Source organism: Catenibacterium mitsuokai, from assembly GCF_025148785.1.
GTDB classification, from domain to species: Bacteria; Bacillota_I; Bacilli_A; order Erysipelotrichales; family Coprobacillaceae; genus Catenibacterium; species Catenibacterium mitsuoka.
Window position 1 is genome coordinate 893,172 of sequence record NZ_CP102271.1, and the last position, 22,956, is coordinate 916,127.

At 37.8% G+C, this 22,956-nt stretch carries 18 protein-coding genes and 2 riboswitches; of the genes, 14 read left to right on the top strand and 4 right to left on the bottom strand.

Going from position 1 to position 22,956, the window contains the following annotated elements; translation table 11 throughout:
* The first annotated feature begins 521 nt into the window (after positions 1-521).
* The 5 genes from NQ499_RS04515 (at position 522) to NQ499_RS04535 (ending at position 6,775) form a co-directional block, all read left to right on the top strand.
* On the top strand, positions 522-1,475 hold the full coding sequence (locus NQ499_RS04515; protein ID WP_006504770.1) for a hypothetical protein: 954 nt from the start codon (positions 522-524) through the stop codon (positions 1,473-1,475).
* A gap of 6 nt (positions 1,476-1,481) precedes the next feature.
* Entirely contained in the window at positions 1,482-2,510 is a 1,029-nt protein-coding gene (locus NQ499_RS04520; protein WP_006504771.1) for an Eco57I restriction-modification methylase domain-containing protein, read from the top strand.
* 1 nt (position 2,511) lies between these two features.
* Complete coding sequence (locus NQ499_RS04525) at positions 2,512-5,862, top strand: DEAD/DEAH box helicase (RefSeq protein ID WP_006504772.1); 3,351 nt, start codon at positions 2,512-2,514, stop codon at positions 5,860-5,862.
* The gene (locus NQ499_RS04530; protein ID WP_040389629.1) at positions 5,862-6,047 is read left to right on the top strand and encodes a hypothetical protein; all 186 of its coding nucleotides are present in this window, start codon (positions 5,862-5,864) and stop codon (positions 6,045-6,047) included. Before NQ499_RS04525 ends, NQ499_RS04530 begins: the two co-directional genes overlap by 1 nt.
* A gap of 266 nt (positions 6,048-6,313) precedes the next feature.
* Complete coding sequence (locus NQ499_RS04535) at positions 6,314-6,775, top strand: hypothetical protein (protein ID WP_006504774.1); 462 nt, start codon at positions 6,314-6,316, stop codon at positions 6,773-6,775.
* Here NQ499_RS04535 and NQ499_RS04540 read toward each other — a convergent pair.
* Positions 6,760-7,434: a recombinase family protein gene (locus NQ499_RS04540; protein ID WP_238319815.1), complete on the bottom strand. Its 675-nt coding sequence runs from the start codon at positions 7,432-7,434 to the stop codon at positions 6,760-6,762. The two genes, NQ499_RS04535 and NQ499_RS04540, sit on opposite strands and share 16 nt — an antisense overlap.
* A gap of 258 nt (positions 7,435-7,692) precedes the next feature.
* Here NQ499_RS04540 and NQ499_RS04545 point away from each other — a divergent pair, with 258 nt between their 5' ends.
* The 5 genes from NQ499_RS04545 (at position 7,693) to NQ499_RS04565 (ending at position 15,281) form a co-directional block, all read left to right on the top strand.
* Positions 7,693-8,448: a TnsA endonuclease N-terminal domain-containing protein gene (locus NQ499_RS04545; RefSeq protein WP_006504776.1), complete on the top strand. Its 756-nt coding sequence runs from the start codon at positions 7,693-7,695 to the stop codon at positions 8,446-8,448.
* Positions 8,429-10,681, top strand: a complete 2,253-nt coding sequence (locus NQ499_RS04550) for a transposase (protein WP_238319816.1) — start codon at positions 8,429-8,431, stop codon at positions 10,679-10,681. Before NQ499_RS04545 ends, NQ499_RS04550 begins: the two co-directional genes overlap by 20 nt.
* Positions 10,682-10,695: 14 nt before the next feature.
* A complete protein-coding gene (locus tag NQ499_RS04555) occupies positions 10,696-12,345 on the top strand; it encodes an AAA family ATPase (protein ID WP_006504778.1) in 1,650 nt (549 codons plus the stop codon).
* Positions 12,346-12,411: 66 nt separating this feature from the next.
* Positions 12,412-14,106: a TniQ family protein gene (locus NQ499_RS04560; protein WP_238319817.1), complete on the top strand. Its 1,695-nt coding sequence runs from the start codon at positions 12,412-12,414 to the stop codon at positions 14,104-14,106.
* Between the two features lie 686 nt (positions 14,107-14,792).
* Positions 14,793-15,281 (top strand): YitT family protein, encoded by a 489-nt coding sequence (locus NQ499_RS04565; RefSeq protein ID WP_006504780.1) that lies wholly within the window; start codon positions 14,793-14,795, stop codon positions 15,279-15,281.
* A gap of 50 nt (positions 15,282-15,331) precedes the next feature.
* Here NQ499_RS04565 and NQ499_RS04570 read toward each other — a convergent pair whose 3' ends face one another.
* Entirely contained in the window at positions 15,332-16,678 is a 1,347-nt protein-coding gene (locus NQ499_RS04570; RefSeq protein WP_006504781.1) for an alanine/glycine:cation symporter family protein, read from the bottom strand.
* A gap of 45 nt (positions 16,679-16,723) precedes the next feature.
* A riboswitch (glycine riboswitch) is annotated at positions 16,724-16,792 on the bottom strand.
* Positions 16,793-16,869: riboswitch (glycine riboswitch) on the bottom strand. It lies immediately after the preceding riboswitch.
* Between the two features lie 125 nt (positions 16,870-16,994).
* Between NQ499_RS04570 and NQ499_RS04575 the strand changes: the two genes are divergently transcribed.
* The 3 genes from NQ499_RS04575 (at position 16,995) to NQ499_RS04585 (ending at position 20,130) form a co-directional block, all read left to right on the top strand.
* A complete protein-coding gene (locus NQ499_RS04575; protein ID WP_259848616.1) occupies positions 16,995-18,095 on the top strand; it encodes an IS1/IS1595 family N-terminal zinc-binding domain-containing protein in 1,101 nt (366 codons plus the stop codon).
* Positions 18,096-18,206: 111 nt separating this feature from the next.
* The gene (locus NQ499_RS04580; RefSeq protein WP_006505567.1) at positions 18,207-18,743 is read left to right on the top strand and encodes a GDSL-type esterase/lipase family protein; all 537 of its coding nucleotides are present in this window, start codon (positions 18,207-18,209) and stop codon (positions 18,741-18,743) included.
* A 55-nt stretch (positions 18,744-18,798) separates the two neighbouring features.
* Positions 18,799-20,130 carry an MATE family efflux transporter gene (locus NQ499_RS04585; protein WP_006505568.1) on the top strand — a complete coding sequence of 444 codons (1,332 nt, stop codon included), beginning with the start codon at positions 18,799-18,801 and terminating at the stop codon, positions 20,128-20,130.
* Here the strand turns inward: NQ499_RS04585 and NQ499_RS04590 are convergent.
* Entirely contained in the window at positions 20,118-20,882 is a 765-nt protein-coding gene (locus tag NQ499_RS04590; protein ID WP_006505569.1) for a helix-turn-helix transcriptional regulator, read from the bottom strand. The two genes, NQ499_RS04585 and NQ499_RS04590, sit on opposite strands and share 13 nt — an antisense overlap.
* A 291-nt stretch (positions 20,883-21,173) precedes the next feature.
* On the opposite strand from NQ499_RS04590, the gene NQ499_RS04595 reads away from it, so the two are divergent.
* Positions 21,174-22,217 (top strand): SWIM zinc finger family protein, encoded by a 1,044-nt coding sequence (locus NQ499_RS04595; protein ID WP_006505570.1) that lies wholly within the window; start codon positions 21,174-21,176, stop codon positions 22,215-22,217.
* 42 nt (positions 22,218-22,259) lie between these two features.
* Here the strand turns inward: NQ499_RS04595 and NQ499_RS04600 are convergent, their stop codons facing one another.
* Positions 22,260-22,949, bottom strand: coding sequence for a YoaK family protein (locus tag NQ499_RS04600; protein WP_202898384.1), 690 nt, complete (start codon positions 22,947-22,949; stop codon positions 22,260-22,262).
* Positions 22,950-22,956 lie beyond the last annotated feature (7 nt).

Consider the following 22,956-nt stretch of genomic DNA (forward strand, 5'->3'; position numbering starts at 1 on the left):
ATATTTTCCCTTTGATTACTTCCGTTCGTGATTTTAATTAGTTCCGTTCGTGGATTTAATTAGTTCCGTTCGCGAAATTTGATTAGTTCCGTTCGGAGGATGGCAAATTTAACATTTAGTTCCCAATTCGGGGTATAGGAGGAAACAATGTATAAATCAAAACGCAGCCTCAAAGTGTACAAGGCACCACTTGGTTTAAATAGTAAACAGCAGATTCCAAGAATTCAGCTTCAGGGCCGGTGACTCGAAGCACTTGGATATCACGTGGGCGATAAAGTTGATGTTCAGTGTACTGGTGACATGATCATCATCAATAAAATGAAGACTATATAAAACAAACAAGCGTCGGCAATGAGTCGGCGCTTTTCTGACATATAATATATGATAAAAGATAGTGAAAAACGATGAAACGCGCAGACGATACATCAATATTGGTGTATAATGTGTGTAGAAATATTTATGACGAACAAATACTAAGAAAGGACTGTGGCTTATGAACACAAAGACTTGGGGAGATACGAATGGATAAACTGATTGATATTAACGCGTATCCCGTAAAGGATACCTTGAAGATTCTTCTTCAAGATAAATCAACGAAAAAGAACATTATCTGGGCTACAGACATTTATAGCGAATATGGTCCAGGATTCAACGATAAGAACCAAATTAAGCAGTCGTTGTTTAATGGAACGAATGCGTTTAAGCTGCGCCCTCGTATTAGCAAGACTTTTGAGGAACAGCAAGAACGCACCCGCAAGAAGGCTGAGGTTATGACGCCCGTGTGGCTTTGCAATAAAATGAACAATTACGCTGATGAGCAGTGGTTTGGACGTAAAGATGTCTTTAATCATGAGAACAACGACAATACATGGACTGTCAATGAAGAAAAGATAGTTTTTGATGGAAAACGTACATGGAAGAAATACGTGGACTCCCGTAGACTTGAAATTACATGTGGAGAGGCCCCGTATCTTGTCTCACGTTATGATACAACAACAGGTGAGTTGATTGTACCGCCAATCAATAGAATCGGATTTTTAGACCGTAAACTACGTGTTGTGAATGAAAATACAATCACCGAAGAAGAATGGCTTAAATGGGCTGAGCGAGCAATACAAAGCTGTTACGGTTATGAGTACCAGGGTGACAATCTCTTGATTGCCCGTATCAATGTACTTTTATCATTCTACGAATATTTTATAGAGCGTTGGAAACATGATCCCAATATGAAGATATTGACGCGTATAGCGAACATTATCAGTTGGAATATCTGGCAGATGGATGGTTTGAAAGACACAGTTCCACTAGGAAAACCATACGAGGAGAATCATCAATTAACATTATTTGAACTCCTTGAATTTGAAGATGAAACAACACAATCAGCAGAAACAATAGAAGAGGCTGTTCCGTGTAAGATTTATGATTGGCGTGCTAACACATCAATGTTATTTAAAGATTGTAAGAAAAGAGGTTAAAAGAGTATGAGTAAAAAATTATTTGATTTTTGCATTGGAAATCCACCTTATCAGCAAGAATCTAATGGAGCTAACGATAATAGTACCCCTATTTATCACAATTTCTTAGAAGCTGCATTTTCGATTAGTAAGAAAGTTGAAATGATTCATCCGGCTAGATTCTTGTTTAATGCCGGTGGAACGCCAAAAGCATGGAACGAAAAAATGTTAAATGACGAGCATTTTAAAGTATTACGTTATGAGGAGGATGCTACGAAAGTTTTTGCCAATACGGATATCAAGGGTGGTGTCGCAATAACTTATCGCGATTGTGATACTATTTATAAAGCAATTGGTGTATTTACAAAATACCCTGAATTAAATTCTATTAGACAAAAAGTGTGGGAGAAAACAACAGACAGCTTATGTACGGTAATAACAAATCGTGGAATTTATCGTTATTCAGATATGGTATACAAAGTTCATCCAGAGGAAATGAAAAAAACAGCTGATAGACGAATTGCTCCGAGTTGTTTCGAGCGTATGCCAACCTTATTTACAGAAGAAAAACCTATAGATGATAAAGAATATATACAAATTCTAGGGGTGAATAAAAGTAACCGTTTTTATAAGTGGTTTAGAAAAGATTTTGTGAAAGATGTAGATAATTTGAAAAAATATAAAGTTTTGGTACCAAAAGCGAGTGGTTCGGGGGCATTTGGGGAAACGTTAAGTAATCCGTTAGTAGTAGGCCCGATGGTTGGATTTACAGAAACTTTTATTTCGATAGGAGCTTGCGATAATGAGCAGGATGCTAACGCGACATTGAGGTATGTTAAAACTAAATTTTTACGTACTTTGCTTTCAATTTTAAAGGTTACACAAAATAATGCAAAACCAACATGGGCATATGTTCCTATCCAGGACTTTACATCTAAGTCTGATATCGACTGGTCTAAATCTATTCATGACATTGATTTACAGCTTTATAGAAAGTATGGGTTAAGCGCTGAAGAAGTTGCATTTATCGAAACTAATGTAAAGGAGATGGAATAATATGGCACCTAAAATTACTATTCAAACCACAAAAAAAGTTGTGCCAATTATTTATTGCTACACAACTCCTGAAATTGCCCGTCATAACGGTTGGGTAAAAATTGGTTATTCAGAACAAGATGCTGAGAAACGTATCGGTCAGCAAACACATACAGCAGATATTGAATATCATATTGAATGGTCGAAAAATGCAACATTCGATGATGGATCTGGGGAACTTTTTAAAGACTCAGACTTCCACGCATATCTTGTGAAATGTGGTATTAAACGTCAGAAAGGTACAGAATGGTTCCAAATTAGTCCTACTGAGGCTAAATCTAAACTTGATGAATTTCGTGAGAATAGAGGTATTAAGAAGGCTGACAGTGTTATTCCATACCGACTTCGTAATGAACAAAATGAAGCTGTTGAACGTGCACAAGATTATTTCACACTTCATGAACGTGGCGAATTTCTTTATAATGCAAAACCTCGTTTTGGAAAAACTTTAACGGTATATGACCTTGCTAAGAGAATGTGTCTTGAAAAGGTTCTTATTGTTACGAATCGTCCTGCTATTGCTAACAGTTGGTATGAAGATTACTGCAAGTTCCTCGGTGCGGAATCCGGGTTTTCATTTGTTAGTGAAGTAGACGCATTAAAAACACAACCACATGTGTTATCAAGAAAACAATATACAGACGAGTTGATTAAAGGAAATGTTGGAGAAAATTGTATTGAATTTGTTTCTCTACAAGATTTGAAAGGCTCTGTGTACTTTGGTGGACACTTCAATAAGCTTGAAGAAGTAGCCCATATGGAATGGGATATGCTTGTTATTGATGAAGCCCATGAAGGTGTTGATACATATAAAACAGATATTGCGTTTGACCATATTAAGAGAAAACATACATTGCACCTTTCTGGTACACCATTTAAAGCTCTTGCAAACGAGAAGTTCCCGGCAAACGCTATTTATAACTGGACTTATGCTGATGAACAAAGGGCAAAAGCAAACTGGAAATCAGTAGATGGTGATCCGAACCCTTATGAGAATCTGCCTCAGCTGAATATGTACACATATCAGATGAGTGAAATTATTCGAGAAGAACTTAGTCAAGGTGTGGAAGTGAATGGTGAAACTGAAGAATATGCATTTGATTTAAATGAGTTCTTTGCAACAAATGAACGTGGATTCTTTGTCCATAACAGTTCAGTAGATAGATTCTTAGATGCTATGACAATGCAGACTAAGTTCCCATTCTCTACTCCGGAGCTTAGAGATGAATTAAAACACACATTATGGCTTCTTAACCGTGTAGATAGTGCAAAGGCACTAGCTAAGAAACTTGAAAAACACCCTGTATTTAAGGATTATAAAGTAGTTCTTGCCGCAGGTGATGGACGTCTGGATGAAGAAGACGAGGTGTTAAAATCCTTCGACAAGGTAAAAGATGCTATCGAAACTTATGATAAAACGATTACGCTTTCTGTAGGTCAGTTAACGACTGGTGTAACTATTCCAGAATGGACTGCAGTAATGATGCTTTCTAGCATCAAGAGCCCTGGATTATATATGCAGGCAGCGTTTAGAGCACAAAATCCTTGTTTGTTCTCAAACGGTAGTGAATTCTTCCGTAAGAAAGATGCTTACGTATTTGACTTTGACCCAGCAAGAACATTGATTATCTTTGAAGCATTTGCTAATGACTTGTCTTCTAGTACTTCTGGTGGAAAAGGAGATACAGGCACTCGTGAAGACCATGTACGAGAATTATTGAATTTCTTCCCTGTAATCGGAGAAGATGAAGATGGCGAAATGATTGCATTAGATGCAGCTAAAGTATTGTCTATCCCAAGAAAAATCAAATCAAAAGAAGTGGTCCGCAGAGGATTTATGAGCGACTTCCTGTTCCAGAATATCAGCAATGTATTCCGTGCGCCTCAGGCTGTTATTGATATGATTCAGCAAATGGATCCAGCAAAAGATCCAGGACCGCTTGCGGGAGTTACCCCTTCTACAGGTAAGGAATTGGATATCAATAAAGATGGCGAAGTTGAATTACCAGATGAAATGGTTATTGGAGAAGCAACAGAGCTTTTTGGAGAGAAGATTTTTGATAATGTTGATGTACATGATACTTTAAACGATATCATCGAATCCACTCCGGATAAGCCTCTAACAAAAACAGATATTGAAGCACAGAAACAGCTTGAACAGTTGAAAAAAGCTTTTAAAGAACAGGTTACTAAGCCTATTATGGATACAGCAACACAGAAATATGGAGATGACATGTCATCTCATGCTGCGAAAAAGATTGAAAACAAGATCAATACAGTGGCGGAGTCTACTCTTGAATATGAATTCGGTAGCTATCAGGTAGAACAAAAAGCCCTTGAAGCAGACAGACAAAATGAGATTGCTGCGGCAACATCTGAAGAAGAAGTTATTGAAATCAATAACACCTTCGATAAGAAGCAAAAAGAGGCTTCTGAGGCTTTTAAAGAACGAATGGGTAAAACTATCGACACTATGGTAAAAGACGCTGGAGAGACCGTTGTACGTGATGTGGAGACTGAAAAGAAGGAAAAGACTAAACGTACTATTGAAGATTCAATTAAAGACCATTTACGTGGCTTCTCACGAACTATTCCGTCATTCTTAATGGCATATGGTGATGATGATACCACGCTTGAGACGTTCGATCAGATTATTCCGGACCAGGTATTCGTTGATGTGACGAGCATCACCCTTGAACAGTTTAGATTCCTTCGCGATGGCGGTGATTACCCGGATGAGGAAACTGGAGCAACAGAGCACTTTGAGGGGCATCTGTTTGATCCAATTGTATTTAATGACTCTGTGAAAGAATTCCTTGGTCTTAAGGTTAAACTTGCGGATTACTTTGATGTAGCTAATGAAGAAGATATCTTTGATTACATTCCACCACAAAAGACGAACCAAATCTTCACACCTAAGCCTACGGTGAAGGACATGGTTGACCGTCTTGAAGGAGAAAACCCTGGTTGCTTTGATGATCCTGATAAAACATTTGTTGACCTTTATATGAAGTCTGGTATGTATGTTACAGAAATTGTGAAACGTCTGTATCAGAGTGATCGTATGAAAGCTCTATATCCAGACAGAAAAGAGCGTTTGAATCATATCTTCGCTGAACAGGTATATGGCCTTGCTCCAACAGAGATTATTTATAGAATCTGTTTGGCGTACATCATGGGATTCAGTGACGAAATTACGATTAAAAAACATAATATCAGGCTTTGTGATGCGCTAGAATACGCTAAAAACGGTACTCTTGAAGAGAAGCTAGAGGAATTATTTCCAGAACTTGCAAACAAGGAGGGATGCTAATGCCAAGACAGAAAAAAGACGCTAAGATTTTAAATATTAAGTTGGCAAAAGAGATTAGTGACCAGCTGGAACAATTTTGCGAAGAATCAGGAATATCTAAAACTGTAGCGACAGAAAAAATTCTATCGAAGTATTTTGAGGAATATTTCAGTAGACCAGAAGAAGAGCGTACACTTTTCAAATAAGAATATTAAAAAATGCCCACAGGCCAAATAAGCTTGTGGGTATTTTTATGCCTAAATAGAACATGTATGTAAGATTTCTTTTGAGTTGCAATTGGGAAAAAGCGCGGATTTACAGGCAAAATTACAACATTCAGTTTGAGGCTGTATGAGAAACGAAACGTGTTGTCTGATTCTGACATATAGAGTATGCCAAAGTAATTTATCCCTAAAAATAGGGACAAATTTAGGTATAACTGTAAACCATAGATTCAAAAAGGAGGAAACACATGGAGAAAATTGAATTCACAAACCCGGAGAGCAAGGAACTTAACGAAGAAGTAAGGAACTACCTTGAATTGATGAGGGATACGGAAGCCCTTATTGGTGACGGGATGGAGAAGCTGAAAGGGGCCAATTGGGCAAAGCTTTGGAACAGCCTTGACAAATTGGTTTTTTATCCGAAAACATACGAAGGGAATTTGGCTATTTTCAAAACTCGATGCGACATCCGATACATAAGCTTATTTACGAAACCGGAATTTTGCTGTGATCAGGAAGCAGACTTTAAGTTGGGCGGCATCCTTAGATCATGGCTTGATGATGGTCAGAAACGTGGCTATTCGCTTCTTATTAACACGACCATCAATGAATATTGGGGACATGGCATTTTTATCGATCCGGATACAGGGCATATTGCGCCTGTGATGACGGATTATGATGCGGAGCACCGTACTTATACATTATATTGATCAGCATCGATCTCGCCCGAATCTGGGAACATTTTCCTGTATTCATCAACTAATTTTCGAAATATGTAACGAGTAATGGGTTTATTATCCGGAAGCTTACCTGCCAATAATTTCATCGCTTGGCGTTCAGTGATCTTGTGCAGGCAATATTGTTCTATGACATCAAATTCTTTTCGCTGTAAGCTCATTAGTGATATACGACGTTTCGGTCTTCCAGAAGCTTTCCTGTGACCAGGAAGCTGCTCGATAGGCTGCGCCTGACGATAGTTATGGATTTGGCTAAGTGTTCCGGATAATAGCTCATGGTCGTGGGTATCATCTTTGTCGTCATATTCAAGCGATGGGATTCGCAGGTGGATCTGTTTGTCTTGAAGGAGTTTTAGTGTTTTTTGTATTTTGGGCAAGGTGCCGCCAAGTACATAGATATTTGCTACATATAACGTATCGCCACTTTGAATAGGGCGACGTGGTGAAATATCGCCCTTAAATGTGTCGCTGTCCGAATAGACAGAACGAGCCACGTCGCAACATTTTATGTAGAAGTAGTTGTGTTCTGAGCCGAGCCAGTGGGTTGTATCTGGCAAATGTTTGCGTGCTATTTCGTATTGTTCGTTTATATTTTCGATTCGCGTATTACGAAACAGCCACCACTCGCTCATGGCACAGCCTCCTCTCATTTGTAATGGTTACTGGTACTAACCAACACATTATATCATATTATTTAAAAATGATGTCCGAAAATTAGAAGTTTCAAAAAAATAAAATAAAACCGTATAAATGCGGTAATTGCAGATAAATTCTTGTCTGAAAATTGTTTGAAAAAGGTCGTTTATTTGTATGTGAAAATAAAAGCACATGAGAAATCAAGCATATTAATTGCGAAGGCGAAAACAAAAATAAACAGGAAGGAGAAATAATTGAAATCACATAAACGAAAAATCGAAGAAGGACGTTGTCAGGGATACGGAAAAGACTATACCCCATTTATTCTGGTCAGAGAATATAAGGGGCGGGGTACAGCATCAGTCATCTGGGATCCCTTTGAAGAAAGATTGATCCACTGCCTGTCGCAGACAGAAGTTGCGGTGTATGAAACAATCCGCTGGCAGGACAATGTGGAACATATCCGCGAACAATATCTTTTAGATACAGATAGGATGAATGCCATTGCAGAAGAACTTGGGATGAAGAAAGCTCCATGGTGGACCACGGATTTTCTGGTAGATTACGATGATGGAAGCAAGACGGCGTTCTCAGTCAAATACGACAGAAGCGCATTTGATCCGAATAAACGTACCTACCGTGGAAAAGAATCAAGGCTGCACAATCTGGTAATGCGTCAGAGAGCAGAACAGATCTATTGGGAATCTCAGAAAGTGAGGTTTAAGCTGGTAACGAACGAAGATATTAATCAGGTGCTTGTGTGGAATGTAAAAAGCGTCATGAGCTATTACGAATCATTTAAGGTGATCAGCAAAGAACAGAAACTGAAATATCTGATTGCACATAAATATGTATATATTCCGATGGATAAACAGATTTTGGATTTCCATGAGATTGTAGAGCGTGCTGGTTTCGACATTGATGAGCTGTATAAGCGAGTATTAGTGGCACGTGACCTTCATGAAGAAATTACAGAAAGGAGAGAACATAATGGAAGAATTAAAAAATAACGAAACATCCGAAAAGAAAGAGACAATAGAACCGCTGGAAGTTATCACTCTTGAAGGCGATGAAAATCAGGTAGCTGAAGAAAAAATGGATTCACCTGTTATCAGAAGAGGTGATATTTACAGTTTCGAAGACCAGGAATGGAGAGTTTTCGATGTGAGACCTACTGGGGTTAATTTAATCAATCTTAAAAATAATAAATTAAAGCTGATTGATACCAAAGAATTTATTGCAGCAGTAGAAAACAATGAGTATAAGAAGGTTGAAGAAAAAGCGGGATTATCATTTGCAATTTCACATGAAGAATCAGAGATGATTATGCAACGAGCAGAAGTAATGGAAGCTATTTTCAGAGAGGAATATCCTATCAAATGTCGTTTGCAGGTAAACCATGATGCAGATGCAATACTTCTTAATATTTCAAGAAGGCATTTGAGAACTTTGTTTTATGATTATCTTCGTTCCGGCCGCAATAAATTCAGTCTTATTGACCATCGCAAAGGTAATTATAGAAAAAGAGTACCCCATTCGAAAGACTACGAGAATCCAAAGAATGGCGTTGACGAAATCCTCAAATACGGTCTTAAGATGTTCGTAAAGTATGGGAAACCGGGAATGGCATATGACGCAGTTCTGCGCCGGTATTTTCGCGAACCGGTCGAGGCACCAGATGGTTCTTCTGTCAAGATGGTAACACTTCCAGAAGAGGAAAGATCAGTATCATACAAGATGCTCTACAACTATATCAGAAAGCATACAGAAGACTATTCCTGCAAGGGAAAAGATGAGAGAGACAAACAGAACAATGACAGACAGTTGGTTGGAAACAGCAAAACCGGAGTCTATGAATTGGGACAGATTGTTGAAGCAGATGAGATGGAGCTTGGCTGTTATGTAGTCGACCAGAATGATGGAGAAACTGTTCTTGGAAAAGCTGTCGTATACTGTATGGTCGAAGTATTGAGCGGAATCTGCATCGGTGCATATGTAAGTCTTGAAAATAACAGCATGCGTGGCTTTCAGCAGGTGTTTCTGTCACTCCTGGAACCGCATAAGAACCAGACGAAAGGCTATAACATTGACTATGATGAGGAAGACTGGCCGTCCATGATCGTACCAAACGAGATTCGTTGTGACCGAGGCTCAGAGTATATGTCCAAGGCATATAGCAAAGCGATGGGGGAACTTGGCATCCGTAATACTCCGGTTCCACCCGGATGCGGTTCCTTAAAGGGGGTTGTCGAATCCTTCAACGGACTGGTTCAGACCTATTTAAAAGCACAGTTAAAGAATAACGGATATATAGAAGACAAATACCGTGGCGGTGACCTGGCGAAAGGGGCTGCATGTCTGACACTGGAAGAAATAAGAGGACTGGTCTACCAATCAGTGATTCTGTATAACCGCCGTGTTTTTGAGGGACTCATTGATAAGAAGTATGTGGATAACAATGTATCGCCAACACCGAAAGGGATTTTTGCATACGAAAAAGCTCATGGCAGAGCAGGAGATCCAACCAATGTAAATGATGCAACAAGACCAGCCTATCTGTTTGCAATGCTGGCAAAGGAAGAAGAAAAAAGAAAATTTACATGGAACCGCAGGAAAGGTATCGTGTACACCTTCTATAAGACGGAACTGCGTTTTTATTCGCAGGAACCATGGTTCTTGGATATTTTAAAAGATGAACCACATCCGGAAGATATTGAGGTCAGATACAATGTGGACGATATCAGGAATGTCTATATCAGATATAAGAAAGAGATCCACAGAGTACCTCTTGCGGAAAAAATTGAACAGCAGTATACATACGCAGACTTAACCTGGGACGAATACGACGAGTGTATCCGTAAAAAGAGGGACTCAAAAGTAATGAAAGAAGCAAAACAGGTATATCTGGACACGAAACTGAATTTGCAGGATACGGTAGAGAAACAGGCAGAAATGGCAAAAGCCCTGAATCCAAAGAAGAAGAAAAAATACGGCAAAGCGCATCCGGAGGATAAAACAGCCAAGAAACAGGAAATGAGAAAAGATCCAGATGAAATTACGAAACGTTCTTATAGTTCCATTGATCCGGAACCTGAGAAAGAAACATTAACAAAGCAGCAGGAAGAACTGGCAGCGATTGAGCATTTGAGAATCCCAGATGAAATGAGGACGATGGGAGACAGAAAACTCAGCCGAGAAGAGGAAATCAATCGTATCTTGGCACTGATAGAAGACGAAGTATAAGAAAGGAAGAAAACATGGAGAGACTGAAATGTAATTTAACATTCCGTGAACTTAGAAAAGATGAAAATCTTTATGATGATGTAGACCTGACCGCGGGGAGCATGGTAGATGCGCAGTACCGCAGAGTCGCCGGATATGAAGATAATCCTGATGTATGCGCATTGCCGAAGATGCCTTCGGTAAGGGATATCCTGGCTCTTGGAATGGTGAATCCTCCGGGATACGACAGAGAACAGGTAGAAAAAATGAGTACTGCTGAAAAATTAGCCGCAATAGAAGACATTGACATGGCAATGATTCCACTTGGAATTCATGTAGATGTAGCCCGTACAATCTGGAAGTTTTTGGACCGCAGATATAAAGGGGCTGACGTCATGATTTCCGCAAACGAAGATGAGAAAGCGTATGGGAAAGGAAGCTTTGGACGTGCTATCGTTCTGTATCAGAAGCTGGAGGCCCCAAGCCCGATTGGATTTCTGCTTCATGGGAAGACCGGATGCGGAAAGACTATGGCTGTGAACTTAGCGTGTCGCATGTATCCTAATGTAATCTATCATGAGTTTGAGGACTGCAGCTATGTACAGATCCCCATCGTCATGGTGACAGCGCTCAGAAAAGATATCAGAGACGTGTTTGAATCCATTGCCGCAGCATTTGACAGATTTCTGGATACCGGAGATTACCATAGAAGAAGGGCCGTTGGGGCCAAGAGTATCTCTGCAACAGAAGGGCTTGTAAAGAAATGGATCGAACTCTATCATGTCGGACTCATCATCGTAGATGAAGTGCAGTTCCTTGATTTCTCGCCAAAAAAGAAGAACATTGAGGACATTGTAAGTATCACACAGGCAACCGGGGTGCAGTTCGGACTCATTGGTAACGATGACGGATATAGAGCAGTACTGGAATATGACAGGCTTAACAGGCGCGTAGCAAAAAACATTATCAATGCAGACGAGGTTACGAAGAATAATGTACGTTTGTTTGAGAATGCAATCAAGACACTTTGGAGATATCAGTTCGGGAACGTGGAAAGTCCGTTCACAACAGAAATTGAGGAACTTCTCATGTACCATTCATCCAGGAATATAGCACTCCTGAAATACATCGTGATTACTATACAGACGAAGGATGTAATCGAGAAGCGCATGGAGCCGATTGATGTGCCATTCATCGAGAAAACGATTGGGAGGGACATGGAGACACTCCGAAAACTGCTTGCTGATCCTGATGATCCGGAAGATGCACAGTATCACGAGTATATTACAAAGCTCTATGCAAGGCAGGCTAAAGAGGTCGCTGCGGAAAATGACGAAGAAAAAGGAAGGCTGTTCGATATGATGGCAGCGGGCGAACTGACCAGGAAAAGAGAAGCGGTCCGCAGCAGAGCTTTCCAGTCAATCAGCGACACTTCAAATTATACTGAAACGCAGATTAACCGCGCAATCAGACAGGCAATCGATAAGGAACCGGATATCCTGGATCACCCTTCGAAGTTTCTTGCACAGAAGGCTATGGAAATATTGAAAAAGGCAAACGCAAAGGTGAAACGTAAAAATACCGCCACAGCTAATCAGGCGAAGAAAGGGAAAAGCGATGCCGCTACGATCGACAGAGAGACAAGCCAGGGGCTTACAGCTTTGAAAAAAGCTATGAATGAGTAGGAAATATCCTGCAGGATCTGGCGAATCATGGATAGGTGAAGAGATTAAAGAAAGGAGTGTATACAATTGAACAAATACAAATTTCCAATATGGTTTCGGATATATCCGGATGAGAACATTGTGTCATGGCTGGAAGCTTTGTTTTCTGTTAACGGAATGCCAAAAGAGGCGTTCTCTGTTGCTTTTGAGGGAAGTGCAGAACTGCTGGAACTAGAGGATATCTGTAGAAGATATGAAAGTGATAAGTTCCCGACGCTGAAAGAGATCCTGTCAAAACATTCAGAATTCAGTACGATGATGCCGTTTCGTAATGAAGGCATGAATGTTCTTGTGGCAGAACAGGTCATCCGGCAGGCAGAAAATTTTCATATAATTCCAGGCAATAAAAAGAATCATTGCAAAGCACTGATGTGCTGTCCGGAATGCCTGGCTGAAGACATGGCGAACGGGAGACGTCCCTATATCAGAGCATGGCATTCGCTCCATGGGGTAACAGCCTGTGCAAAGCATGGCTGCAAGTTACAGATTTACTCAATCTATGATAGCGATAAACCGATTGTTCCAGCAGATGAAGAAAGCCTCCGGTATGCGAAATTCCTCTATCAGGTTTATCTGCATCAGCCAAAAGTCACGTTAGATGATATAAAAGACCTGCTTGCCGGTACGAAGACCGGACGATTGATACTGGACAGGCTGACCATTAACCGCATTATCGAAGCTTTTTGTGAAAAGTATGATGGGGCTGAATTTTTGGAACTGGTCGAAGAAAGAGAGAGAGAAGAATGCCAGATTGTGAGCAGGATCTGTCCAGATTGCGGAATGCTGTATCATTCATTTGGTTTAGCAAGGGATTTCGGATATGAATGCCCGATATGCGAGAGGAAATGTGATGGCTTGGAGCTGCTGCAGAAAAGAATAGATCTTTCTTGGAACGAAGAATACGAGGTGATTGGATACGAGGATGAAGCTCATGTCAGAATCCGTCACAGACCATGTGGAAAGGAATATGTGCTGCCGTTAAATGTTCGTGGTCTTACAAAAAGGCAGTTGTGTGACAAGTGCGACTATAAGTATCGGGACAGAATCGGCAGGAAAGCTACCATGAATAGTGGTAAGACGTGCAGGATTATTGCTTACCGGTCGTCCATGGATTTAGATGTAGAGTTTGAGGATGGAGCTGTTGCCAAACATACATCTTATACAAAATTTAAGTTAGGAATGATTGGTCACCCTTATGATACCCCAAAAGAACAGGCAAAGCGCAGACTTGGAGAAAAGAGAACGATGAACTGTGGACTTGAAGCTGAGATTATTCGGTATGGAGCTTATGCCGATATTGATGTTAGGTTTGAAGATGGCTATATTGCCAGGCATGCAGCATATAAAGAATTTTTAAACGGGTCCATCAGGCCTCCGATTGATCGTGTCGGAGAAACAAATATTATGAACAATGGGCTCAAAGCTACAATTATCGCTTATCGAAAACATATAGATATGGATGTCCGTTTTGAGGACGGATCTGTTGCAGAGCATATTGAGTACAGAAATTTCATGGAAGGACGTGTTGCAAGGCCGCAGGACTCCAGAAGAAATAAAAGAAAGCTTCGCATCGGCGAAAAGAAAATGATGAAATGCGGACTTGAAGCCGAGATTGTTGCGTATCGTAGAAGCGAAGATATGGATGTGAGATTCCCTGATGGTGTGGTTGTAAAGAATGTGCAGTATGCGAATTTCAAACGAGGGATGGTAGGGCATCCGTAAGACGAAGACACTGGCAAAAAGCTGGTGTCTTTTTTCTTGCACAAAAATTGTAATCGGCAAACGTTTTTCTGACATGTATAGAGTAAGTGTTAATAACTCAATCATTTATAACGCTGTTGCAGGCAAAATTGATTGCAGAAATACATAGAAGGGAGATTATTTCACATGAGTAAAAGCAGAGGGCGTGGAATATCCGGACGTACTCACACGCAAGCACAGATTAATAATTATGCCAATCAGCATAATCCAAACAACAATGCATACAAGACTAACTTGAATAATCACGCAAACCAATGCAATCCAAATAATAGTCAATATGCTGGTCATGACAATGACAACGAATAGGTTTTAATTATTTCAATCGTGCATAGGAGTCAAATGAGGCTTTTCTTTCTTTCATTAAGCTCCAACCAGTTATTTAACAACCAGCATTTACGGGCACATTGGTTAAGTACCTAATTTCAACCATTTTTTAAATACCCGAAGAAACAAAACAGCCTTCAGGAAAAGAAATCTGCTGCCGGGGTAAAAATCATACTAATTGCGGAAAATGTAAAATCGGTGGCATATTTAAAATTAATGTTTATTTCCATACAGGATTTAGGGAAAGGGAAGAGATTAATGGGAAAATTAAAACGATTTTATGCGGTTTTCGAGCATCTAAACGGAAGTGATTAAGGGGAAAAATGCATGCGATTGCCTTAAGAGGTAATGCAAGTACAGCTGGTACTGACTTTATTGCTTTATATGTATCGAATAAAATGAATAAGTCAATCTTCGAATATATATTTGTCTTCAATACCTTGATGCTATGTGTATTTGGATTCATGTTTGGCTGGATTCATGCAGGATATTCTATTTTATTCCAATTCCTCTCAACTAAAACGATTGATACATTCTATAAGCGATATAAACGTGTGACTTTAGAAATCACTACAATTCATCCTGAAGAATTACGTCAGGCTTATATTGCACAATATCGTCATGGTTTGACTATGCTTCATGGCGAAGGTGGCTATAGTGGTCATCCTCTTACTATGATTCATACTGTCGTGTCAAGCTATGAAGTACAGGATATTGTTGATCTCATGAAGAGTATTGATCCTCATGTCATCATCAATATATTACCAACAGAAAACTTTGTCGGTGGATTTTATCAAAAGCCACTCGATTAACAGGCTTCGGCCTGTTTTTTTGCATGAAAAAAACCTCTCAAATAGAGAGGTTAGATGCTTAATTCTTCTATAGTACAAGTGTTTTCTTCTTTGAAGTATTCTTCTGTTTCCGCAATGACTTCTTTTCTAAGTCCAATTAAACCGATGAGGTTAGGAATTGCCATACAGCCATTGACGATATCTGCAAGAATAAAGATAAACTTTAATGACATGAATGGACCAATCGCAATAAGAATAATAAAGATGATCTTATAAATCTTGATAGAACGAATACCTGCAAGATAATACATACATCTTTCACCGTAGTAGTTCCATCCAATAATTGTAGTAAAGGCAAAGAAAATTAATCCAATATTTACAATATATTCACCAATAAAAGGAATAATTAATCCTCTATTAAAGGCAAGTGATGTAACTGCAGCTCCTTCTAAACCGCTTGTATTTGCACCAGTGATTAGAATTGCAAGACCTGTCATTGTACAGATCACCATTGTATCAATAAAAGTACCTGTCATAGAAACAAGTCCCTGTTCTACACATGAATCAGTCTGTGCAGCAGCTGCCGCAATAGGAGCACTTCCTAAACCACTTTCGTTCGAGAAGATTCCTCTACTTATACCCATCTTCATCGCAACACCCATACCTGCACCAAAGACTGCTTTAATATCAAAAGCTGAGGCAAGTACTATCTTTAATACATGAGGAATCATTGGAAGATGTGTTACTAGAATAAGTACAACACCACCAATATAAAATACACACATAAATGGAATCACTTTTTCAGCAACTGCCGCAATTCTATGAATACCACCGATTGTGATAAAACCAACAAGAAGAGTAAGAATAATCGCACTGATCCAATAAGGTACATGGAAAGAAAGATGCAATGCATCAGAAATAGATCTTACCTGAGTGAATGTACCAATACCTAAATAAGCAACAGCCACACCAAAGAATGCAAATAGACTTGCTAGAAACTTATTGTGTAAACCTTTTTCAATATAGTACATCGGACCACCGGCAATCTGTCCGTTTTCATCCTTTGTACGATATTTGATTGCAAGAACGCCTTCTGCATACTTAGTGGCCATTCCAAAGAAAGCTGAAATCCACATCCAGAATAATGCGCCAGGACCACCTGCAGAAATCGCAGTGGCGACCCCTACAATATTACCTGTTCCAATCGTAGAACTTAGGGCAGTACATAAAGCCTGGAAACTAGATACATCGCCTTCCTGATCTTCATTCTTCTTGAAAATCAAAGAGAAAGCTTTCTTTAATCTTACAAACTGAATAAACTTTAAATGAGTAGTAAAATAAATACCTGTTCCGAGTAGTAACAGAATAAGGGGCATACCCCATACGAGATTGTTGACTTGTGTCAAAAATTTGGTCATAAAAAAACTCCTTCTAATAAATTAGACGGAATTAATAGTGAAAAGTATAAGTCACTGTCCTTTTACCTGAGAGTGTTACTCCTTCGGTGCTCATTATGAGTCTCTCCAGTGATTCGTCCAATAGCGATCCTTTTACCTGAAATCTTCCATCCTTCGGTGTTCTTACAAAGAATCTCTTTCGCTACTATCATCCGTTCTTTTACAAGAAAACATTATAAACAGAGATTATTATAAATTCAATGTTTTTTTATTTTAAGCTCCTCTTTTGCAAATGGGTGGTAAGTAGCAATTTGTTACAGGCAATGCTATAATTAGAATGCTTGTAGAAAGGCAAGCTCTTGAAGAGCTTCATGAGGTGAATAACCATCAAGAGGAACTTGGCGGTTCTGGTTATTCATCTCGTGAAACTCCGAACCGCCAAATACAAATGAATAAAAAAGAACGTAGAAAATATTCATCTTTACGTTCGTTTACTTGGTCTGAAAATCAAGAGAAATCAGAAGGACAATTGCTTGTTGAAAATACTGTTCAAGAATGGTACAACGCTAAACATGCAACATCATCTGTTTCAGAAATAGAATTTATAAATTCTTTAGACATAAAACAATGTCCATTCTGTGGATCTCATGATTTTACAAAGTATGGGCATAAGAAAGACGGAACACAAAGATATATTTGTAAAGGATGTGGTAAACGCTTCACACCTTTGACAAATACAATCTTTGATTCAAAAAAGATTCCTATTTCAGAATGGATTGAGTATTTACTGCATTTGTTTGAATTTCATTCTATAAATTCGACAGCCTACGACAATAGAAATTCACCAACTACAGGTAAATATTGGCTGATTAAAACATTTGAAGTCTTAAAAGGAATACAAGACAATGTTGTACTAGATGGTACAGTGTATTTAGATGAAACCTATTTTGCAAAGACAAAAAGTAAACTAGCGACAAAAGATGGAAAGAAACTAAGAGGAATTTCTAGAAATAAAATAGGTGTTGGTGTTGCCTGTAATGAGACAAAATCAATTTTTATAGTTACAGGAACATCAAAACCCTCAAGAAAATCAACAAAAGAAACATACAGCAAGCATATTGCAAAAGGCTCTATATTAGTGCATGATGATGAGCATTCTCACAGTATATTGATTGAAGAATTAGAACTGGAAAGCAAAGTATACTCTACAAGAGAAACAAAAGGTTTATCAGATAAAGACAACCCATTATATCCAGTTAATAATCTTCATTTATTATTGAAACAATTCATAAGAAATCACGGAGCTTATGACAGAGAACACCTCCAAGACTGGCTGAATCTATTTTGGTTCATTATGAATGACCCAAAGGATAAGTACGATAAGGTATTAAAATTTATAGAAATGGCAGTTTTGTCGCCAAAAAGAGTGCGATATTGAGATGCAATAAGCTCTAAACATAGTAAATAAGCGAATAATCACCACCCATTTGCAAAAGAGGAGCTTTATTTTAAAAGCTTTTGTATAATAAGAAAAAAGGGGAATGAATTTATGAATATCGTATGTTATGGGGATTCTAATACTTATGGATTTAACCCTCTTGATGGGGGACGTTATGAAACAAACTGGGTGGATATAGTAAGAGAGAATTATAAGGATGATTTTGTCGTTAATGCAGGACTCAATGGAAGACTTGCTGAACCAAGACAATTCTTATATGATATCACTTTACGACAATATGCACCGATTGGTTTATTGATTATTATGCTAGGAACAAATAATGTGGATCATTTAGAACCTATAGACCATATCACAGTAGGACTTCATGTGATGTTAAGACGTGCCCTGTCTAAAGCCGAACATATATTACTTCTTGCACCACCTTATCTACGTAATGATGAAGAAAGATATCAAAGAAGCAAAGAACTCAATAAGAAGTTAAAAGTACTTGCAGATAGCTTTCATGCAGATTTTATTGATGTAGAAGACGTGATTACAGAACTTTCATTTGATGGCATCCATCTTACACAAAAGGGACATGAACAGTTAGGAAAAACAATTGTAGACTATATGAAGAAATCCTTATAATGGATTTTTTTGTATGCTAAAAAGTGCTATACTTCAACATTAGGGGGATTACGATATGACAAAGAATATGACAGAAGGACATCCATTAAAACTCATTATGATGTTCGCATTGCCTTTATTATTAGGAAATATATTCCAGCAAACTTATAATATTGTGGATACTGCAATAGTAGGTCAGACACTAGGTGCCAATGCACTTGCGGCAGTAGGCTCTACTAGTAGTGTACAGTTTTTAGTATTGGGATTTTGTATTGGTATATGCTGTGGATTTGGTATACCTATTGCGCAGTCATTTGGTGGAAATAACTTATCTAAGATGCGCGATTTTATCTATCATAGCATTGTATTGACTATTATTATCGGTACTTTATTAACTGTAGGATGCTGTTTATTATGTATGACAATTATTCATATATTACAGATACCATCTGAGATTGCATCACGTTCTTATATATATTTATTAATTATATTTATAGGATTACCATGTACATTACTCTATAATCTATGTTCAAGTATATTACGTGCTGTAGGGGATAGCCGTACACCATTCTTATTTCTGGCTTTTTCTGCTTGTCTCAATATTGTGTTAGATTTATTTTGTATTATTATTTTAAAACTTGATGTCGCAGGTGCAGCTCTTGCGACTATTGTATCACAAGGTATCAGTGGCATCTTATGTCTTATACTCATTAAGAAACGTTTCACAGTATTACATCTAGAAAAAGAAAATAAAGTAATGAAGTCATCCATCGTTAAGAGTTTACTTGGTATGGGACTTCCAATGGGATTACAGTACTCTATTACTGCGATTGGCTCTATGGTCATGCAGGGAGCTAATAACTCTTTAGGTGCAACTTATATGTCTGCCTTTGCGGCGGCAGCTAAAATCAAACAGCTTGCTATCTGTCCATTTGATGCATTGGCCACAGCAGCTTCTACTTTCGCAAGTCAGAACTATGGTGCAAAGAAATATGATCGTATCAAAAAAGGTGTCATACAAACTGTTGTTGTAGGTATTATCTATGGTGTGATTGTAGGAATCTTATTGATTCTATTTGGTAGAATATTCTCAATGTTGTTTATTTCATCGAAATACAGCGCAGTCCTTGATGCATCCGCAAAATACATTGCTTATATGGGATATTTCTATTGGGTTCTGTCAATTCTCAATGTATGCCGCCAGACAACTCAGGGGATTGGCTATTCCGGACTCGCAATATTCTCTGGTGTCATTGAAATGATTGCGAGATGTTTTGTATCATTGGTATTTGTACCAATAGCTGGTTATACCGCAATATGCTGTGCTGATCAGACAGCCTGGATTGTTGCAGCACTCTATTGTGTATTTACTTTTAGTTATTGTTTCAAAAAGATTCAAGAAGAATGACGATATTCAAGAGGTGTCATATGATACCTCTTTTTAAATTGTGTATTAAAATAGCTAGGACGACTAAAGCCACACATTTTTGAAATAGATACAATAGAATAATTTTTAGATAATAACTCGGTACTATGCACTAAACGCAGTTCATTTAAATAAGCCATAGGAGATGTATGAAGGTATTGAGAAAAAATACTACAACATCTAGAACGACAGATAGAAACTGCGTCTGCCATATCCTGGATGGTGATCTTTTGGGATATATTATCTTCTAAGTAATGAATCATTTCTAACATCTTATCGTAATCGTCGAGTGGTTTACTTTCTGGAAGAATTGTACTAACTAAATGGACAAGCTCTGATGCAGAAGAGAGAATTAAAAAGGGATTCATTTCTGGAATATTAAGTAAACCATAGAGCTTAGTGATGAGTACATGAATTGTATGATCATGAATAATGAGATAAGGAGCATGTTCATGATTGAAGAAAGAATCAAAATAACTTAAAAGTGATTCATGCATACTAAAAGTTTCTCTTTCGATAGAGACAGTCATTAAATGGGCTGTAGAAGAAAGTCTTGCATGAATAATATGAGTATTAATCATAAAGGCTTCGCCCTTATGAATAGTAATTGATTCTCCATTAATTAAATAGGATACTTCTCCATGAAGACAATAAATGAATTCTAAAGAATCGTGATCATGATAAATCATATCATTTTCTGTATTTTCAATATGCTGGGTATGGATAGGAAACATGATAAAACTCCTTATAAACGATAGTGATATTATTATAAGTATAAAATAGATATTAATCAATAAAAATATACGATAATGATACAAATGAAAGAAAATGTGATAATTATCAAGCAAAGTTGATGTACTCAATAAATGTAAACGGTGACATTTTATGAAAACGAACTTTCAAATATACAATAATGATACTAAAAGATAATACGAACTGATTATAGTTCTGTATAATATACGATATTGATATGTTTGTGTAGAATATCAAGGATATGTTATAATTTGATATGAGGAGCTGATAGGATGAAAGAAGAATTATTTGATGATTTGATATTAGAAAGAGGTTATGAATATGCCCAGGAAGGGGCAGTGGATCATGTACGTAAAGTAGGAGAAGTCATCTATGCCACGGTTCATGGGACAGAGGATTATCATGTAAAAATAGATGATAATGATATGTTCTGCGATTGTCCCTATGCTAAAGAGGGAGCGCATTGTAAACATATGGCTGCTGTTTTGTATTATTTAGACAGTCATCCTGTTTATGATGAGCATGTACTCGTTGATGCATTAAGTGAGAAGCAGGCTAAACAACTATTAAAGAAAATATTAAAAGATCATCCAGAATACTTCGATCAACTACCGCAGGTAGAAAAGAAAGAAGATATTAAAGAAAGTGTGGAAGAAGCTTTTAGAAATCATCCTGATGTTAAATCAGCTCGTAGTTATATTGTGAAATGTATAGATGATTATATGGATATAGATATGCTTATTCATACATTTAAAAATTATTTGGAAGATAAGGTCGTATCTAAATCTTTGATTGATTACTATAGTACACTTGATATTAAAGAAGCTATTTCATTTGTGAAATCATTGAAGACAGATAAGCCTTCTATTAAAAAGATGTATCAATCTTATTTGAAGGATTTATACTTAAAAGATAATGATAGAGAATCTTATTTAGATATTTTATGGACACTTGTAAGAGAGGATGGACAGATTGATTTTTACCGTGAATTAAAAAGACAATATTCAAAAGAAGAATGGGAATCTTTAAGAGATGGACTTCTTAAGAATCTACCACCTCGTGCAAGACTGGATAAGATTTATTTAGAAGAAGGCATGTATGATCAGTTATTGAATCTTGTCATTCAAACACCTGGCTTGTATATTCTTGAAGAATATTATCATGATTTATTAGACTATCCTGAACAATTATTAAATAAGTATCTAGAGGAACTTAAGCCACTTGTAGGTAAACAGGATATCACTCACTATCTTAAAGAGATAGAAGAGATTCCTGGAGGAGTGCAGTTTATTTCTTTAAATCAATTGAGAAAATAAGGCGTTTTAAGCGTATAAAAAGAGTAGGGAGATATAATCTCTCTACTCTCTTAGTTTTTCTAATCCCATGATAAAGAAACTGATGATCAATAATAAGCTTGATACCCAGATAACATGAATAGATTTTCCTGTGGAAAATAAACCACCAAATCCTGCACCAAGTCCAAAAAAGAAAATAATTCCATAATAATAGAATGCACGTCTAAGTGATGCTTTATTATGTGTTTCTGTATAATCCGCTAAAGCACTTGTCCCATTACGAATATTCCCAATACACATTGTAGAAGCATAAGAATAACCACTTACTTTTCTAAATGTCTGTACCTGAAGTGCACAAGAGAATGAGACAAGAATAGTCGCAAGACTATCTAAGTGATGGGGAATGAGTCCTACAAAGAATAGAATCACTATTTCTAATACAAGTATACCCTGTCTCCAATGCATCTTTTGGGCATATTTAAAGCGAGAATGAACAATATCGGCAATAAATATTCCAGATGCAAAGGCGATTAAAGGTAATAAATACTTTAAGGCAATCATCCATTCTCCACTCATGATATGATTACTTAATAATACGACGTTACCTGTCTGGGCATTAGAATAAACACCACCACGCGCAAAATAAGTATAAGCATCCTGAAAACCACCAGACATGGCAAGGAAGATACTATTTATAAAAGCTTCAGACATCTGTCTTTCACGTAAAAACCATTGAATAAGTTTGTCTTTCATAACATAC